This window comes from Priestia sp. BR_2 (assembly GCF_041954005.1).
Taxonomy (GTDB): domain Bacteria; phylum Bacillota; class Bacilli; order Paenibacillales; family Paenibacillaceae; genus Paenibacillus_AQ; species Paenibacillus_AQ lautus_A.
The window spans coordinates 37,194-54,074 of the sequence record NZ_JAVFHM010000294.1; the positions used below are offsets into that span (position 1 = coordinate 37,194).

General features: G+C 51.5%; 20 protein-coding genes and 1 riboswitch. Of the genes, 15 read left to right on the plus strand and 5 right to left on the minus strand.

What is annotated here, in order from left to right:
- Positions 1 to 84 precede the first annotated feature (84 nt).
- Genes RB298_RS23840 through RB298_RS23850 form a run of 3 tightly spaced genes read left to right on the plus strand, consistent with a single transcriptional unit; the run spans position 85 to position 2,999 of the window.
- Positions 85 to 831: a Cof-type HAD-IIB family hydrolase gene (locus tag RB298_RS23840; RefSeq protein WP_015737425.1), complete on the plus strand. Its 747-nt coding sequence runs from the start codon at positions 85 to 87 to the stop codon at positions 829 to 831.
- 7 nt (positions 832 to 838) lie between these two features.
- Complete coding sequence (locus RB298_RS23845; protein ID WP_096776714.1) at positions 839 to 1,318, plus strand: DUF456 domain-containing protein; 480 nt, start codon at positions 839 to 841, stop codon at positions 1,316 to 1,318.
- A gap of 55 nt (positions 1,319 to 1,373) precedes the next feature.
- Complete coding sequence (locus tag RB298_RS23850) at positions 1,374 to 2,999, plus strand: putative polysaccharide biosynthesis protein (protein ID WP_192570593.1); 1,626 nt, start codon at positions 1,374 to 1,376, stop codon at positions 2,997 to 2,999.
- An 87-nt stretch (positions 3,000 to 3,086) separates the two neighbouring features.
- Here the strand turns inward: RB298_RS23850 and RB298_RS23855 are convergent, their stop codons facing one another.
- Positions 3,087 to 4,463 carry a DUF2515 family protein gene (locus RB298_RS23855; RefSeq protein WP_486048888.1) on the minus strand — a complete coding sequence of 459 codons (1,377 nt, stop codon included), beginning with the start codon at positions 4,461 to 4,463 and terminating at the stop codon, positions 3,087 to 3,089.
- Positions 4,464 to 4,601: 138 nt separating this feature from the next.
- Here RB298_RS23855 and RB298_RS23860 point away from each other — a divergent pair, with 138 nt between their 5' ends.
- The 8 genes from RB298_RS23860 (at position 4,602) to RB298_RS23895 (ending at position 11,275) form a co-directional block, all read left to right on the plus strand.
- The gene (locus RB298_RS23860) at positions 4,602 to 4,946 is read left to right on the plus strand and encodes a thioredoxin family protein (protein ID WP_009592843.1); all 345 of its coding nucleotides are present in this window, start codon (positions 4,602 to 4,604) and stop codon (positions 4,944 to 4,946) included.
- A 249-nt stretch (positions 4,947 to 5,195) separates the two neighbouring features.
- Positions 5,196 to 6,170, plus strand: a complete 975-nt coding sequence (locus RB298_RS23865; protein WP_009592910.1) for a COX15/CtaA family protein — start codon at positions 5,196 to 5,198, stop codon at positions 6,168 to 6,170.
- Between the two features lie 86 nt (positions 6,171 to 6,256).
- Entirely contained in the window at positions 6,257 to 6,580 is a 324-nt protein-coding gene (locus RB298_RS23870) for a hypothetical protein (RefSeq protein WP_096776645.1), read from the plus strand.
- Between the two features lie 25 nt (positions 6,581 to 6,605).
- Entirely contained in the window at positions 6,606 to 7,325 is a 720-nt protein-coding gene (locus tag RB298_RS23875; RefSeq protein ID WP_096776644.1) for a Cthe_2314 family HEPN domain-containing protein, read from the plus strand.
- Positions 7,326 to 7,446: 121 nt separating this feature from the next.
- A riboswitch (SAM riboswitch) is annotated at positions 7,447 to 7,593 on the plus strand.
- Between the two features lie 107 nt (positions 7,594 to 7,700).
- Positions 7,701 to 8,717: a methionine ABC transporter ATP-binding protein gene (locus tag RB298_RS23880; RefSeq protein ID WP_486048891.1), complete on the plus strand. Its 1,017-nt coding sequence runs from the start codon at positions 7,701 to 7,703 to the stop codon at positions 8,715 to 8,717.
- Complete coding sequence (locus tag RB298_RS23885; protein WP_009592866.1) at positions 8,717 to 9,385, plus strand: methionine ABC transporter permease; 669 nt, start codon at positions 8,717 to 8,719, stop codon at positions 9,383 to 9,385. Before RB298_RS23880 ends, RB298_RS23885 begins: the two co-directional genes overlap by 1 nt.
- Before the next feature lie 66 nt (positions 9,386 to 9,451).
- Positions 9,452 to 10,294 carry a MetQ/NlpA family ABC transporter substrate-binding protein gene (locus RB298_RS23890; RefSeq protein ID WP_486048893.1) on the plus strand — a complete coding sequence of 281 codons (843 nt, stop codon included), beginning with the start codon at positions 9,452 to 9,454 and terminating at the stop codon, positions 10,292 to 10,294.
- A gap of 207 nt (positions 10,295 to 10,501) precedes the next feature.
- Entirely contained in the window at positions 10,502 to 11,275 is a 774-nt protein-coding gene (locus RB298_RS23895) for an SDR family oxidoreductase (protein WP_096776641.1), read from the plus strand.
- 186 nt (positions 11,276 to 11,461) lie between these two features.
- Here RB298_RS23895 and RB298_RS23900 read toward each other — a convergent pair whose 3' ends face one another.
- Positions 11,462 to 11,707: a NifU family protein gene (locus RB298_RS23900; RefSeq protein WP_006212609.1), complete on the minus strand. Its 246-nt coding sequence runs from the start codon at positions 11,705 to 11,707 to the stop codon at positions 11,462 to 11,464.
- A gap of 82 nt (positions 11,708 to 11,789) precedes the next feature.
- Here RB298_RS23900 and RB298_RS23905 point away from each other — a divergent pair, with 82 nt between their 5' ends.
- Positions 11,790 to 12,038 (plus strand): YuzB family protein, encoded by a 249-nt coding sequence (locus RB298_RS23905; RefSeq protein WP_009592888.1) that lies wholly within the window; start codon positions 11,790 to 11,792, stop codon positions 12,036 to 12,038.
- Positions 12,039 to 12,104: 66 nt separating this feature from the next.
- Here RB298_RS23905 and RB298_RS23910 read toward each other — a convergent pair whose 3' ends face one another.
- Positions 12,105 to 13,163 carry an NAD(P)/FAD-dependent oxidoreductase gene (locus tag RB298_RS23910; protein ID WP_009592908.1) on the minus strand — a complete coding sequence of 353 codons (1,059 nt, stop codon included), beginning with the start codon at positions 13,161 to 13,163 and terminating at the stop codon, positions 12,105 to 12,107.
- Between the two features lie 155 nt (positions 13,164 to 13,318).
- Entirely contained in the window at positions 13,319 to 14,425 is a 1,107-nt protein-coding gene (mqnE, locus tag RB298_RS23915) for an aminofutalosine synthase MqnE (protein ID WP_009592862.1), read from the minus strand.
- 392 nt (positions 14,426 to 14,817) lie between these two features.
- On the opposite strand from mqnE, the gene RB298_RS23920 reads away from it, so the two are divergent.
- Positions 14,818 to 15,177 (plus strand): HesB/IscA family protein, encoded by a 360-nt coding sequence (locus RB298_RS23920; protein ID WP_009592872.1) that lies wholly within the window; start codon positions 14,818 to 14,820, stop codon positions 15,175 to 15,177.
- A 164-nt stretch (positions 15,178 to 15,341) separates the two neighbouring features.
- Here the strand turns inward: RB298_RS23920 and RB298_RS23925 are convergent, their stop codons facing one another.
- Positions 15,342 to 15,551 (minus strand): hypothetical protein, encoded by a 210-nt coding sequence (locus tag RB298_RS23925; RefSeq protein ID WP_009592898.1) that lies wholly within the window; start codon positions 15,549 to 15,551, stop codon positions 15,342 to 15,344.
- Between the two features lie 222 nt (positions 15,552 to 15,773).
- Here RB298_RS23925 and RB298_RS23930 point away from each other — a divergent pair, with 222 nt between their 5' ends.
- Positions 15,774 to 16,436: a YheC/YheD family protein gene (locus RB298_RS23930; protein WP_009592895.1), complete on the plus strand. Its 663-nt coding sequence runs from the start codon at positions 15,774 to 15,776 to the stop codon at positions 16,434 to 16,436.
- Positions 16,437 to 16,734: 298 nt separating this feature from the next.
- Positions 16,735 to 16,878, plus strand: coding sequence for a sporulation histidine kinase inhibitor Sda (gene sda, locus RB298_RS23935; protein ID WP_006212600.1), 144 nt, complete (start codon positions 16,735 to 16,737; stop codon positions 16,876 to 16,878).
- The last annotated feature ends 3 nt before the right edge of the window (positions 16,879 to 16,881 follow it).

Genomic DNA, 16,881 nt, shown 5'->3' on the forward strand with positions numbered 1-16,881 from the left:
CTCATTCAGGGGAATGTTTTGACGCCCGGCCTTTTGTGGTAAAATGTCGTTATGTTTGCTTTGATTCGTAAGGGGGTTAATACCATGAAACATAAATATCGATTGTTGGCACTGGATATGGACGGTACGCTGCTTCAGGACGACCATGAAGTATCCGAGGAAACCGTGAAGTGGATCAAGGAGGCGGTGCGGCACGGCATTCACGTCTGCCTCTCGACGGGCCGGCCGTTTCAGGATGCTTATCCGTATGCCAAGCAGCTTGAACTGACGACGCCGATGGTAACGGTGAACGGCGGCGAAGTATGGCGTGCGCCGTATGAATTGCATCGCCGCGCGCTGCTCGACAGCAAGCTCGTGGAACAAATGCATGCACTCGCGGTTGAAACCGGATCGTGGTTCTGGGCGTATTCAGTAGATAGATTGTATAACTCTGAGAACTGGACCGATGATGTCGCAAATCAGGAGTGGCTGAAATTCGGATATAACACGAATGATCATGAGGTACGCCACAATATCATGATGCGATTGCAGGATATGGGCGGACTGGAGATCACGAACTCTTCGCCGGATAACCTGGAAATCAATCCGCAGGGCGTCAACAAAGCGACCGGGATCGGACAGGTGTGCGAGCTGCTCGGTATCAGCATGTCCGAGGTTGTAGCCGTAGGAGACAGCCTGAACGACCTGGCCGTCATCCAGCAGGCCGGCCTCGGCGTGGCCATGGGCAATGCCCAGCAGACCGTGAAGGATGAGGCGGATCTTGTGGTTTCCAGCAACAATGAGGACGGCATCGTCGAAGTCATCAGGGATCATATTTTGATCGAAGGGTGAGATGTTGATGGACGTATTGGGCTGGATTATCGTCATCGCTCTGTTTATCATTGGGATGGCCGGGGCGGTATACCCTATTCTGCCGGGGGTTGTCGCCATTTACCTGGCGTTGTTCGTTTACGGCTGGTTCTTTACATTCGAGCATTACAATGCATGGTTCTGGATTATCCAGACCATTATTCTGGTGGTGCTCTTCATTGCCGATTATGCGGTTAATGCCTGGGGAGTCAAGAAACTCGGCGGTTCCAAAGCCTCGATCTGGGGCAGCACGATCGGACTTATTATCGGACCGTTCGTGATACCGGCCTTCGGGTTGATTATCGGACCGTTCCTCGGCGCATTTCTGGGTGAAATGCTGGCAGGCTCGGGAGCAAGCAAATCCATGAAGGTTGGCTTCGGATCGGTTGTTGGATTGTTTAGCAGCATTGTGGTGAAGATTATATTGCAGCTTGCGATGATCATCATTTTCTTCATCTGGATTTTCTAATAGAGCATAGCGATCGCTGTAAGAGGCGCTTTGGAGGAGAAAGAAGGGTACGGTTTTGTCTAAGAAAGAGTCATTTATTAAAGGCACCATCATCTTGGCCGCTGCTGCGCTGGTAGCCCGGGTCCTGGGCCTTGCTCAGCGGGTGCCGCTGGAGCATATGCTGAATGATATCGGGGATGCCTCGTTTACGATCGCCAATAACGTATATTTAATGCTGTTAACGGTAGCCACGGCCGGCATTCCCAGCACGCTCAGTAAAATGGTATCGGAGCGCCATGCTTTGAACAAGCCTGCGGAGGCTCGGCGCGTCTATCATGCTGCGCTTATTTTTGCCGGGGCAGCAGGCGTTGTCATGACGCTGCTCCTTTACTTCGGAGCTCCTTTTTATGCCACTCATATAGCCAAGCAGCCGGAGGCCGCCGCTGCCATTCAAGCGCTCGCTCCGGCGCTGCTGCTGTTTCCGGCCATCGCCATGATGCGGGGTTACTTCCAAGGGCGCAATAATATGACGGCTGGCGGCATATCGCAAATTATCGAGCAGATTGCACGGGTTCTGACAGCGATCGGCTTGGCCTATGTGCTGCTGCGTTTGGGATATGACGATACCTGGATCGCGGCAGGTGCTTCCTTCGGGGGCGTCCTCGGCAGTATCGGGGCATTTGCGGTCATGCTGTATTTTACGGTGAAACTTCGCCGAAGCGATCGTGAGCTCAAAATGCCGGCGGCGGACCGCTCGATTCCGCTTGGCGGGATATACCGGGATATATTCACGCTGTCTATACCGATAGTGCTGTCTTCCCTGGCTGTTCCGGCGGTCAACTTCATTGACAGCTCCATTGTGAAGCCGCTGTTGATCGGGCAGGTTGGTCTGGGAGAGGCTACCGCAGCCCTAGCGGTATTAGGAAACCGGGCGCAAAGCGTAGCGGGCATTCCGCCGATTCTAGCCATTGCCCTCAGCACCTCGCTCATTCCGATCATCTCTGCCGCTTTTGCGAGGAAAGATCAGGAGCATTTGGAACAGCAAGTATCGCTGGCCATGCGCGTTGCCATATTGACGGGTATGCCGATGGTGATTGCGCTCTGCGTTGCATCCTATTCCATCAACGGATTGCTGTTTAGTTCCCTCGGCGGAAGCGGGATCATCGGGTTCCTGACATTCGGTACGATTTTTCAGATCACGATGATGACAACGAACTCCATTCTTCTTGGAATCGGCAAAGCTAAGCTCTCGATGGTTCACGTGATGATCGGGATAGCGGTCAAGCTTGTTGCCAGCTTCCTGCTTGCTCCGTTGTTTGGCATTTACGGCATCATCGGGAGCACGGCTCTCTGTTTCCTTGTCATTACGATACTGAACGTCAGATCGATCAAGGCGATTGTATCCTTCTCGATCCTGGGCAAACGCTGGATGGGCTTCATACTGACGGTTGCTGCCGCAGGGGGGATCGGTTACGGTCTGAACCTGGCCGGTATTCAGATGGTCGATGTCATGCCGGCAAGGTTGGCATTTCTGCTGACCTGCCTGGTTGTAGGCGTAGCCGTAGTCATTATATATCTTGTGCTGCTGGTGGTGTTTGGCGTACTGCGGCAATCGGAGCTTAGCAGTTACCCGCGTCCTTTGCAGAAGGTATTCCGTCCGCTGATGAGGCTGCAGCCTGCGCGTATGCGGGAGCGGGGATAAACCTAAACCTATGATGCAAGAACAGCACGTCTATTCATTCATCCGTTAGAGAAGAGACCATTCCGGCCGTATCGGAATGGTCTTCTTTTATTGCCGGTGGAACGGATCGGATACGTCATGGGCGATGGAGGTTTTCTCCAGGACGGCCCGATGGGCGTGGGTGATATCCGGCAGCATCGGCGGTTTCGGTTTGCGAATATGCTTAAACATCGCGTGGCCCTGATACCAGTCGTACCGGGGAATCGGTTCCGGGGTTTCATCCTGCCAGATCTCCTCGAGACGGGGGCTATACAGACGACGGCCGTCCGGCAGCCATTCCGATTGGATAAGCTCAAGCCCCTCGTGGCCGTGATTCATGGCTTGATCCCGCGTCGGCGTAAATAACGCCGGCCAATATTCAGCGCGCGAGCCCTGATGCTTGGTGGAACGAGCGAATGCCAGCACGGCATGGTAGATATCCTCGTAACCGAACAGTAAAGCGTACAGCGAGCGGCCTGCCTTGATCCGGATGGACAGGTCGTCAAACTTGGGGATGGTGAGTCCGGCCAGCGGCCGGGTAGGGGATACGGGATTTTCGGCAGAGTCTGTGCTTGTCTGTTGGTTATGACCCAGCGGAAATACGATCTGATTCAACCGGGTTAGCTCATGCATCCGGAAGAGGGGATCCTGCAAAATATGCTGACGGTAAAAAGGATGTCTTGCCACCCGCCCCTCAATATAGTTCTGTTCATTAATGATGAGGGCGACCGTAAGCAGCGAACTGCCTTGGTCGTTCCAGAACCGTTCCCAGAACGGCGTCATGAACGATGAAACATGGAAGCGGGGGAGCAAATGGAATAAGGGTTTTCCTATTTTTCGACTGTGCATATAGAGAAGCAGCTGCGGATAGGCATCCTGAAAAATCAGCGCATTGCAGCGCTCCAGGAAACTGTACAGATGGTTTTGGAATGGGGGGGCCATGAGATCCGACTTCAGCCCGCCCTTCAGATCGCTCATATTCCATCCGGCATTGCGTGATACCATATGGGCAAGGAAGGCCCAATGCAGCTCCGGATGCGACTCGTAACAGTCCAAATAGGCCTTGGTTCGGGTCACGTTGCTTCGGTTGGCGGCGGCAGCGGCCTCCTGAATGCGATGAACCAGCTCTTGCTCCTCATCCGTTGGCTGCAGGTCCGGCTCATGACCGCGAATATCGCTGTGACCTTCTTGCAGAGGGAGAAACGAAGAAATGCCCTGCGGCAGATAGGGATGGGAGGAGAGAATGTTCTTGAGCTGCCTGCGAATGGCCCTGACGGCTGTAGGATCCCACTGCAATTCATGCCTGTTCATCCGAAGCTTTAAGGAATATCGCCAAGCTGCCACCATACCCGACCATGATTCTGCCAGGGCTTGCGGAATGGCGGCTGTCCATGCCCCGTAATCCCTGCCCCGATTTGGTTTGTCCTTGGCTCCGTGCGAGTGCATGCCGGTTGTCACCTGCACTTTCTGATGATAATTCCAGACCGTGAACCTCATACAGTCAGTATGCTCTAAAATTTGACTTCCACTCAACAATTTGATTCACTAGGGGTGAAGGAATTCGACGTAAAGGGGAGATAACTAATGGAAAAAATCACTTCAGAAGCAGAATTTCAGGTTGCAATCCAGTCTCCACGACTGACAGTTGCCGTATTTAAAGCGGACTGGTGCGGCGATTGCAAGTTTATCGATCCATTCATGCCGGAGGTTGAGACGAAGTTCTCCAACCAATTGACTCTGGTGGAAGTTGACGTCGATGCTGTCGGTGACGTGAGTCAGCAGCAAAATATTCTGGGCATCCCTAGCTTTGTTGCATACTCTGACGGTCGCGAGCTGGTTCGCTACGTTAACAAACTCCGCAAATCGCGCGAGGAGATTGAAGATTTCCTGCAGCGTGCCGTAGACGTATACGGTACGATTCACAAGTAAGCAGTGACGATAGCACCGCCGCCTTTGAGCTATAACGGGCGGCGGTGTTGTTTTTACATTGGATATTATGAGGGGAATTGCGAAGTCAAGTACCTTGAGCATGAAGGTTTTGTTCATTTTTGAACATTTTGTCACAATCGCTCAAGTGACCGGGGCTGAAGAATCAGGTATAATGAAATGTGGACTGTATATGATGCGATCCTGTATAGGTTTTGAATAGTGAATGATTATGAGCAGCAGGTGAGATAAGTGAACGATAAACAATTAAAGTGGCTGAGTTACATAACATGCTTAATTATGTTCTGCGCGACTTTCGGGGGCATGGTTGTGACAAAGACGGGGTCGGGGCTTGGCTGCGGCCAAGAGTGGCCGCTGTGCAACGGCAAATTTGTTCCCGCTTACACGGTGTCCTCGATGATCGAATATTCCCACCGGGCCGTAAGCGGAATGGCCGGCTTGGCCGCCTTGGCTTCGCTGATTGCGTTCTGGAAGTACAAGCGGGACCGCCGGGATTTGATGGCTTACGTCATCGGAACCTCGATATTCGTCGTGGTACAAGCCATCATGGGGGCCCTCGCGGTGGTTAAACCTCAATCGGCGGCGATCATGGCGCTGCATTTTGGCTTCTCGCTGATTGCTTTTGCCAGTTCGGTCATGCTGGCTTTGGGCATGCGCCGAATCGAACAAGCGAAGGGACCCGCTGACCTGGAGCGATTGCCGCGGGTGGGCAAGGGCTTCCGTAATTTAGTCTGGGGCACAACGTTATACAGCTACATCGTGGTGTATATCGGTGCATTCGTCAGCCATACCGATTCCCGGGAAGGCTGCTCCGGCTGGCCGTTGTGTAACGGAGAAGTGATACCGGAGCTGAGCGGAGGGGTCGGCATCGCCTTTATGCACCGCGTGGCCGCGCTTCTGCTGCTGATCGTGGTGGCGGTGATGGGGCATTTTGCATATTGGCGCAATCGCGATAACCGGGAGATCCAGATGCTGGGCATTTCGGCAACCGTGCTGTGCCTGCTGCAGGTGTTCAGCGGCGCCCTCATCATGGCTACGATGCATAACGAGGAAGTTTACGTATTCTCCGCACTGGGTCATACGCTGCTGATCTCGGCGCTGTTCGGCGTACTGTGTTATTTAAGCGTCCGGGTATGGCAGCTCAGCAAGCCGCTCGAAGCCGAAATACGGAAGGGCCACGACGTGCCCCGCGAAAAGATCGTATAAGGAAGAACGCCGATCATTCCGTTAAGAAAATCCAATATTCTATAGCATACATGCATGCAAAGTCCCCGGACCGGAGTTCGAGGGCTTTGTTGTATAGAAAGGAGCTGCCGGCAGCCGTATCGAAAAGGTTTGATAAGGCAACGAATTTGTTTATATTTAATAACACCGGAGAAATCACAAGTCGCTCCATGCTTATGGAGTTGTCTTCCCGTTTCGGGGGCATCCTAACAGGACGAACCCGGATTGGCGCAGCAGATGATGGGTCATCTGCCAGTCAAGGGGATGCCGAAGGGCCTGATGGCGATCCGGATGAGTTGCCCCCGCGCGAGGATATCGCCGTGAAGACGGCCGCTGAGCGCTGGAATGACTATATTGGCATTGGCACAATCGAGATCAAGAACCAAGGTTAATCTGATGACGCGAGGGGGTACCGCCATGCTTCGAATGTTACTTGGGGAACAGCCCCGGCAGAACAACGGCCTGCTGGAGGAAGCCATCGAGTCGATGGTGAAGACAACCCGGCTGCTGCAGAAGGAAATGGATAAAAATCAAGATCCGACGCATGATTTTCGCAAGCTGGAGATTTGGACCCGGGGACTGATCGTCTCCCTGGATGAGCTGGAGCAGAGCTGGAATGCGGCCAAGCATTTCAGTCAATCGGTTAAATCGGGTTACATCGATGATATGTCGATTCAGGAGCAAGGGGAATATCAACGATATGTGTATTTTTACAAAAACGGCTTCATCCGCGTATTCTCGATCCTTGACAAGCTGGGCACGGTGCTGAACGATTTGTTTGATCTGCATACCTCCAAGGTTAAGGCGCATTTTTCTTATTTTACGGTCCTGCGGCAGTTCAGATTTTTGAAGGCCCACGGTGAGCTGGCTGAAGAGCTGGAAGCGATCAAAGATCGCTACAAAGCACCGCTGAACGCGCTCCGCAAAAGGCGCAACGCTGAAATTCACTACATGAACTCCGAGATGCAGGATGATTTGTGGCAGCGCCATCAAGGACTGTCCGACAAAATCGAGCTGGAGGATATCGACAAGCACCTGGACGATCTCCAACAGGGCATCGATATGGTATGCCGCAGCCTGGCCGCCTCGTATAAATATACGAACAAGCTGTGGACTGAAAATGGAGTGCGGGCTTAGGCACAAAATCGCCATGAAATTCCTTTTGACAAAAGCCTGAAAAGAATCTATACTAACTATTGCATTCATTAAATGTTATCAAATCAGATCAATTTAATCGGAAAAATTTCATATCGATGTTTTCTTATCGAGAGAGGCGGAGGGACAGGCCCGATGAAGCCCGGCAACCGACTTCTTGCGTACCATTGCATAATGCGATGACGCTTGGAGTGACATGGTGCTAATTCCTTCAAAGCTATGGGATACCTTCAGCTTTGACAGATGAGAAAAGGCGTTGACTTTTACGTAAAGAGGGCCCTTTTTGATTCTACAAAAAGAGGCTCTTTTCTTTTGGGTAAATAGATATGAAGCTAAGGAAAAAGGAGGATTATCGGATTGATTGAGCTCAAGCAATTGACGAAGCAGTACGGAAAAGCCGGGTCATTAACAACTGCGTTGTCCGAATTGGATTTGTCGATTGAAAAAGGAGAAATTTTCGGAGTGATCGGACACTCCGGTGCAGGTAAAAGTACATTGATCCGCTGCATCAATTTACTGGAGCGTCCCACCTCGGGCGAGGTGTGGGTCAACGGCAAAAATTTGACGTCGCTCGGCAAGAAGCAGCTTCAGGCGGAGCGCCGTAAAATCGGAATGATCTTTCAGCACTTTAACCTGCTGTCTTCCGCGACGGTGTACGATAACATTGCGTTTCCGCTGCGTCTGATCAAGACGCCGAAGGCCGAACTGGAGCGCAAAGTATCCGAGCTGCTGGCTTTGGTCGGCTTGGAGGCGCATCGCGACAAATACCCGTCCCAGCTGTCAGGGGGCCAGAAGCAGCGGGTGGGCATCGCCAGGGCGCTCGCGAGCGATCCCGAAGTGCTGCTGTGCGACGAGGCCACTTCGGCCCTTGACCCGCAGACGACGGATTCGATTCTGCGCCTGCTGCTGGACATTAACAAAAAGTTTCATCTGACGATCGTGCTGATTACCCATGAGATGCACGTCATTCAGAGCATATGCGACCGGGTCGCCGTTATTCATCAGGGCGGCATCGTAGAGCAAGGACCGGTAACGGAAGTGTTCCTGAAGCCGAAGCATGAAGTGACGCAGGAATTCATCCGCCAGGAGATGGACAGCGGCGAAGCGCTGCGACTGGCTATGCAGGGTCAGGTAAACGGCCCTTCAAGAGCGGTTCAAATCACGTTCCTGGGGTCGAAAACGTACGAATCGATCCTGTCCCATACCGTTCATGAGACGGGCGTGAATTTTGCGATTCTGCAGGGCACGATCTCTACGATCAAAGAAACGCCGTACGGCCAGCTCATCGTTCGTTTCGAAGGGGAAGAACGCGCAATTGAAGATACGATCCGGAGGCTGCTTGAACAAGGACTAGACGTGGAGGTGATTCATTGATGTTCGGACTTGATTTTACCCAGATCGACTGGAAAGAGATATGGACGGCAACATTGGATACCCTGCGGATGCTGGGAGCTTCGGCCTTGTTCAGCTTCATCATCGGACTGCCGGTCGGCGTGCTGCTCTACATGGCCGCAAGGTCCACGTCCGGGTTGGTACGCTTCGGCTACACGATTCTGTCGTTCATTGTAAACATTCTGCGCTCGGTTCCGTTCATCATCCTGATCGTGGCGATGATCCCGATTACGAAGTCGATCGTAGGTGTTTCGTACGGCGTGCTGGGCACCATTCCGCCGCTGGTGATCGGCGCTGCTCCATTCTTCGCAAGGCTCGTGGAAACGGCTTTGAATGAAGTGGATAAAGGCGTGATCGAGGCGGCTCACGCCATGGGCTCCTCGACAAGCCAAATCGTATGGAGAGTGCTCCTTCCGGAGGCTCGTCCGGGCCTGCTGGCCGGGATGACCATCACGATTGTAACCCTGGTATCTTACACCGCGATGTCCGGTCAAGTCGGGGGCGGCGGTTTAGGGGATTTGGCCATTAAGTATGGCTATTACCGTTATGAGACCGAGATCATGATTCTGGCTGTCGTGCTGATGATTGTCCTGGTCCAGCTGCTGCAGATGGCAGGAGATCGTCTGGTGCGGCATTTTACAAGAAAATAACGGATTGATGAGGCTTCAAGAAAGACAATATATAAATCATATATTTTTCGGAGGGAGAGTTTTAGAATGAAAAAATGGACATTGGCATTGATCAGCTTGACCTTGGTTACGGTGCTGGCTGCATGCGGCAGCAAGCCTGCGGATAACGCATCCGAGCCAGGGGGAACAACGGGAGGCGGCGGTCAAGAGACCGTGACCTTGAAAGTAGGGGCTTCGCCATCACCGCATGCCAAGATTCTCGAGCATATCAAGCCTGCGCTTGAAAAAGAGGGCGTAAACCTGGAAATCGTAGAATTCACGGATTATGTGCTGCCGAATACGCAAGTGGATTCCAAAGAAATGGACGCGAATTTCTTCCAGCACAAGCCTTACCTGGATAACGAAATCAAAGAGCGCAAACTGGACCTGGAGTCCGTGATCGCCGTGCACGTGGAGCCGCTGGGTGCGTACTCCAAAACCATTACATCTGTGGATGAGCTGAAGGATGGAGCGGTTGTAGCCATTCCGAATGATCCTTCTAATGCTGGCCGTGCATTGACGCTGCTGTCCAAGAACGGCGTGATTAAGCTGAACGACGAAAGCAAGCTGGAAGCAACCGCCAAGGATATCGTAGAAAATCCGAAGAACCTGGAGTTCAAGGAAGTTGAAGCCGCTATGCTGCCTCGTATGCTGGATGAGCTGGATCTGGCTGTCATCAATACGAACTACGCGCTGGAAGCGGGACTGGACCCAACGAAGGATGCGCTCTTCATCGAAGACAAGGACAATCCTTATGCCAACCTGCTGGTAGCCCGTCCGGACAACAAGGACTCCGACGCCATCCAAAAACTGGCGAAGGCGCTGACTTCCGAGGACGTGAAAACCTTTATTGAAGAAGAGTACAAAGGTGCCGTCATCCCGGCATTCTAATTCGAGCAGTAAAGCTCGATATAATGTATATGAATTCATCGTATATGTGAAGAAAGGGCATTATCCAAGAGACCCATCGGTCTTTGCGGATAGGCCCTTTTTTCTTTCTTTTTCTGTCGAATGGCCATTCCTGGTCGGAAGCAAGTTGTTCGGCCTTATCAAATCTTTTATACTGAAGGAAGGATATCCATCTGAGGAGGGAAAGCCTTGAAGGGAAAAGTGGCGCTGATTACAGGCAGTGCGACAGGTTTGGGAAAAATGACGGCACTGTCGTTAGCACGGCAGGGATGTCATATAGCCATAAATTATGTGAACAGCAAGGATGAAGCGGAGACGCTTTCCCGTGAAATCGAGGGGTTTGGCGTGAAATCCATCGCGATTAAAGCCGATATCGCCAGCGAGCCTGAGCTGTATTCATTGGTGGATCAGACGGAGGAGCGGCTGGGCAGCGTCGATATCCTGGTTAACAATGCTGGACCGTTCATTCGGGAACGCCGTCTGTTCTCGGAGTACAGCCGCGACGAAATCGTACATATGGTGAATGGCAATTTAACCGGCGTCATGCTGCTGGACCATCGCGTTCTGCCTGCCATGCGGGAGAAAAAATGGGGACGCATCATCCACTTTGGTTTCGGGCATGCGGGAGAAGCCCGCGCATGGCCTCAACGCTCCGCCTACGCGGCTGCGAAGGTGGGCCTGGTCTCCTTTACGAAGACGCTGGCCGTGGAAGAAGGGCCGTATGGAATCACCGTGAATATGATTTGTCCGGGGGATATCCGCGGGGCCAACAAAGAGAAAACCATCGATGAAGTATCCGGCATTCAGGACGGGTTGACTCCTCGCGGACGATCGGGCAGCGGCGAGGACGTCGCCAGGGTGATCGAATATTTATGCCTGGATAAATCGGATTTCATTACCGGCAATATTATGGATATATCCGGCGGGCTGGACCCGATTCGCCCGTTAATCAAGCCGGAATAAAACATCCCCACTAAGTGGAATCTACGCTTCGATGTTTATTCCATTTACTTTGCGGGGATCCCAAAACCATTAAATGCGATTCAAGAATTGCTAACGCTTCGCTGAAAACTTATATCTTCATTTCATCTCAAAAAAAGAGTCTTGGTCCCGCGAGGGAAACCAAGACTCTTTATAGTTAAAGAAGATTTAGAATACTTGAACTACTTCTTGGATGCCTTCTACTTCTTCAACCAGGGCGCGCTCGATCCCTGCTTTCAGAGTAATGGTGGAGCTTGGGCAGCTACCGCATGCACCCATCAATTTCAGCTTAACGATGCCGTCTTCAACGTCAACCAGTTCCACGTCACCGCCGTCGCGCTGCAGGAACGGACGAAGTTTATCAAGCACTTCAGCCACTTCATCATATACAGTGGTTTGCGTGTTTTCACTCATCTTGTTCAACTCCTTTCCTCCCTATATTATAGTACATAAACCGGCAAAATAAAATGCCAATCTTAAGGCAGGTCTAATAACAATGTCCATTATCATTGAGTTTTGCACAAGCAATTCCTATTTCGGCACGGATAAGGTGCTGCAGACGCTTGAAGGCAAGTACGATTGCCAAGTCATCGAATATGGCTGCCTGACCAGCTGCGGCCAGTGCTATTTGATGCCCTTCGCTTACGTGGATGGCGATTGGGTTGAAGCCCCTACGGCTGAAGAGCTGCTTGAGGTTGTCATCCGCAAGCTCGAAAGCTTTCGGGACGGCGAAGAGGAAAGCTGACTTTCCGATCTCCTCCACTGTCGTCCCCCTCCACAGGAGCATCATCAGCGCCCCGTAACCGTCTGACTAGTAATGACGCTTGGATTTCCAGAGCACGCCGCTCTTTAATATCCTTGGTACCCGGCCCATCACCGACGTGCTGCCCATGAGCCCAAAGCCCGCATGTTTGCCGAGGGAACCCAGCGTTCCCTTCAGCTTCAGCGGAGATACCTTAGGCGTATCGTCGCGCCATAAAGCTTTCATGACATGTCCCACTTGCTCGGCCTGAGCCCCTGCCGCTTGCGCGCTCGGGACGAAGGGGAGGCTGGCGCAGTCGCCGATCACATATACCTCGGGATGGGACGGAACCTGGTACCATTCGTTCAGCAGAATGCGTCCGCTGCGGTCTTTTGGCAGATCCAGATCCTGTACGACCTTTACGGGCTGAATGCCGGCCGTCCATACCGCCAGATCGGTTGCGATCGGCACATCCAGATTGTACACGGCGTCCTTCTCCACTCGGGATACGGATACGCCGCTGTGGATGTCCACGTGGTGTTCCTCAAACCAGCGATGAATATAAGCAGACAAACGGTTAGGAAAAGAAGAAAGCACCCGTTGTCCCCGGTCCAAAATGGCGATATTCAGGTCAGGCCGGCTTTCCCGAAGATCGGCAGCGAGCTCGATGCCGCTTAAGCCTCCGCCAATGATATGAACTTGACCATATGGTCTGAGGTTGTTCAGGTTCAAATAGGTTTCCCGGGATGCCGCAAAAGATTGCAGGCTGAACGTGAATTCTTCAGCGCCCGGTACCCCATGATAACGGTCCGTACATCCCAGGGCAATGGCCAGCTGATCGTATTCCACCGGATCGTTGTTCGTCAGGTTCACAAGCTTCTTCTCAAGATCAATGGATAGGACTTCACCGTATACAACATGGAGGCGGTCATACACCGGGAATTTAACACGAACGGCGGTATCGGCCACGGTACCTGCTGCCAGCGCGTAATATTCGGTTTTGAGTCCTTGGTACGGCATGCGGTCGATGAGCACGACCTCCACGTCCGGAGGAAGATAGCCGCTGAACAATTCTTGAATTAGGGCAAGACCACCATAGCCTCCGCCGAGAATGACGAGCTTTTTCATAAATTTCTTCCTTTCTCAAGAGATAAGAAGGTGAGCGCCGATTCGCAAGAAAAACGCCGCTGAAAGCGGCTTAGGTTACCCACGCTATATTATCTCTTTAACCTGTTTTCCGTTTTTTGGAACGTCTGCTTTGCTTGCGTTTTTGCTGGTATGGCTTATTCGTAAACCTTGATCTCGTTATAGAAGGTATCGCGTTCGACCGGAATGCGGCCGGCGCCTTGGATGAGCCACACAAGCTCTTTGCGGGTCAGCCCTTCTGGCGTCAGCGCTCCTGCGGCATGGCTGATGCGTTCCTTCAGGATCGTGCCATGGACGTCCGATGCGCCGAAGCTGAGAGCGACCTGCGTTAATTGCGGCCCGATATTAATGAAGTAAGCCTTGATGTGGTCGATATTATCCAGCATCAATCGGCTGATGGCAATGGTTTTCAAATCTTCGTAAGCCGAATTGCGGCGCATGATGCCCGCATTCTTATTCTTCGGCTGCATGGACAGCGGAATGAATACCATGAATCCGTTCGTTTCATCTTGAAGATCCCGAATTTGCAGCATATGGCGGATCCGGTCCTCATGGCTCTCGATTGAGCCGTACAGCATGGTCGTGTGCGTCTTCATGCCGAGCTTATGCGCGGTACGATGAACGTCGAGGTATTGATCCACGTTGGCTTTATCCACCTTCATCTTCTGACGGTACTGGTCAGACAAGATTTCGGCTCCGCCGCCCGTCAAGGATTGAAGACCAGCCTTCTGCAGCTCCTGCAGCACTTCCTTCGTGCTGAGTCCGCTGATGCGGGTGAAGAATTCGATCTCCGCCGCGGTATAAGCCTTTAGGGTAACTTCAGGGAAACGTTCCTTCAATGCCTTCAGCGAATCTACATAGTACTGGAACGGGACATGGTTATTATGTCCGCCAACGATATGAAATTCACGGATGCCGGGGTGAATATGCTGTTCCACATACTCGATCATTTCCGCGCCGGAGAGGGTATAGGAGCCTTCCTCGCCTTGGTCTTTCCGGAAATTGCAAAAAGCGCAGCGGGATTCGCATACATTGGTAAAATAGAGACTCATGTTCTCAATGAAGTAAACTTTTTTCCCGTTCTTGCGCAAATTGGCTTCATTTGCCAGCTGCCCGAGGGTCAGCAGGTCATCGGTTTGATACAAATACACACCGTCTTCAAGATTCAGGCGTTCGCCGCGTTGGACTTTCGCAACGATCTCGGCCATTCTCTGATCGGTAAATGGTGTCACAATCGTGGACATGTTCAATCCTCCTGTTCACACTTTGACTTGCCGAATATTCGGCAGATCAAGTGATCATAAAGTGGATCACTCCCCGCGGGGAACGGTCCGTTTATAGTCGTGTAACAACGAAATCAATGAATGGGCTGAATAAATAAATAACTTTGTGAAAAAATATACAACTGTGGACCAGCCATAACCTTTGCCGCATTTTAGCCGGGGGATGTGACAATTATCCAACAGTTGCCGCCCATGTTCCTTCCCTATTATAAACCTGACCCCTCGGGGTAGCAATACATATAGAGGAATTGAAATAGGTTATTGACCATATGGTAAAATGGCCATCATCTCAACCTTGAGCGAATTCGCGAAGAGGAGTATACTTAAAGAATGAACGAAAAGGAGGGTGACCTATGATATCAATCAGCGAAACAGCTGCAGAACGTTTGAAAGAAATGCTTGCTGAACAGGAAACGCCCAATATGTTCCTTCGACTGGGTGTCACTGCCGGCGGATGCAGTGGTTTTTCATATGCAATGGGCTTCGACGATCAAGAAACGGAAGCGGACGTATATATGGACCTGCAGGATATGAAAGTCGTTGTCGAGAAGGACGATCTGAAATACCTGAACGGTCTCGAAATCGACTTCGAGGAATCCGGCATGACGGGCGGGTTCACCATCCACAACCCGAACGCGACCGTAACTTGCGGCTGCGGATCTTCCTTCCGCACGGCAACGGATGCGGGCAAACCGAACGAAGAGCCTTGCTAAGCAGCGGGTTTTCGGGGACTGTGCTCTGAATCTAACCAATAAAAAGACCTCTGCGACCCTGTTGTCGCGGGGGTCCTTTTTTTTGCTGCCGCCCATAAGAAAATGAAAAAATGCAGCGGACTCCCAAACGGGGGCAACTGCATTTTGTTGTTCTTCCTATCCGATCAGACCGGGAAGAAGAAGGTATCGTTCAGCATCAGCACGATCATGCCGGCAGCCACGAGCGAGAACACGATGCAGCCGGCCCCGAGTCCGCGGCGCTTGTCTTTGATGAACTTGAAGCCCATGACAAAGATCAGAACGGTGATGGCTGCAAGGGCAACCGACATGCCGACAATGGCAATCCAGTACAAAACTTCAAACAATGCTGCCAAGGTGACAAAGCCTCCTTTATGGTTATCCATGGATGGATTTATTACGGACAAAGCTCTGCTCTTACTATACGATAGATCACCTCATTTGCAAAGGGAAGCTCGCTTCGCGGCCATGAATACGTCAAATTATTAGGCATAACGATCCCGGACAATCATCCAAGACAAAGTGCGGATAAGAGAATAGGATAACGTATGTCATGAATAAAAGGAGGCGAAAGCAGCATGGCGGGAAGACAATTGGCCAGCAAGTGGCTGAAGACGGAAGCGCTGCTGACCGATCCGCAGGTTGCTCCCTACATTCCGGCGACCCAGTCGTATGGAGGGGATACCCTGGTCTCAATGCTGGATGAACACGAAATGGTCGTGATCAAGCCGATTGTAGGCACCGGTGGTAACGGAGTCATCCGAATACAGAAAGACGGAACGGGATACTTGGTAACCCATAAGAGGCGTACTGTTCATGTAGATACATTGAATTCCCTGTTGCACGTATTGAACAGAATGAAACTGAAACGGCGCTACATGATACAACAGGGGATTCATCTGGCTAAAATTCAGGGACGTCCGCTGGATTACCGCGTCAAGGTAGTCAAGGAAAGAGGAAGATGGGAATTCCGGGCCATGCTAGGACGGCTCGCGAACCCGGGGCTGTTTGTGACGAACATTTGCAAAGGGGGGACGCTGCTTCGTTGCCGCCATGCTCTGAGGCTGTCGCTGCCCCATATCAATGCCAGGGAGAAGCGTAATGAAATGCGCCACTTAACCAGACAGTGCATCACGATCCTGGAATCGCGCTTTCCCGGGATCGGGGAACTGGGATTCGATTACGGACTCGACGTCGAAGGAAAGATATGGATTTTGGAAGTAAATACAAGACCGAGCTGAATTTTTTGTTTAATATTCCCAACAGAAGTCGTTTATATGATTTTTTAATAGGGTAATAAAAAAATAACCGTAATCTACCGATATAATAATTGATCAATTTTTTTTATGGTAGATTTACCCCATATCCTGTGTATAACATTTATCCCCATAATCCACTTTGATATGACCTTGTTTCTTACACTTACCAACAAATTATACACAGGATTTCCACAAGAGGTTGTGGATAAGCGAACAGTTGTTCCGTTTTCGCATGTCTGATATGATAGATTCAGGAAATATGAGGAAGGGGTGTGAGGGGATGGCTATGTTGACGGATGAGATGCTTCTCGATTCCTATCATATGGCTGTTGAATTGAAGTTGGAACGAGAGTTCATCACTCTACTGCTGGCCGAAATTCATAAACGGAACTTGGACACCGATTCCGGCAGCATCCTGCATTAATCA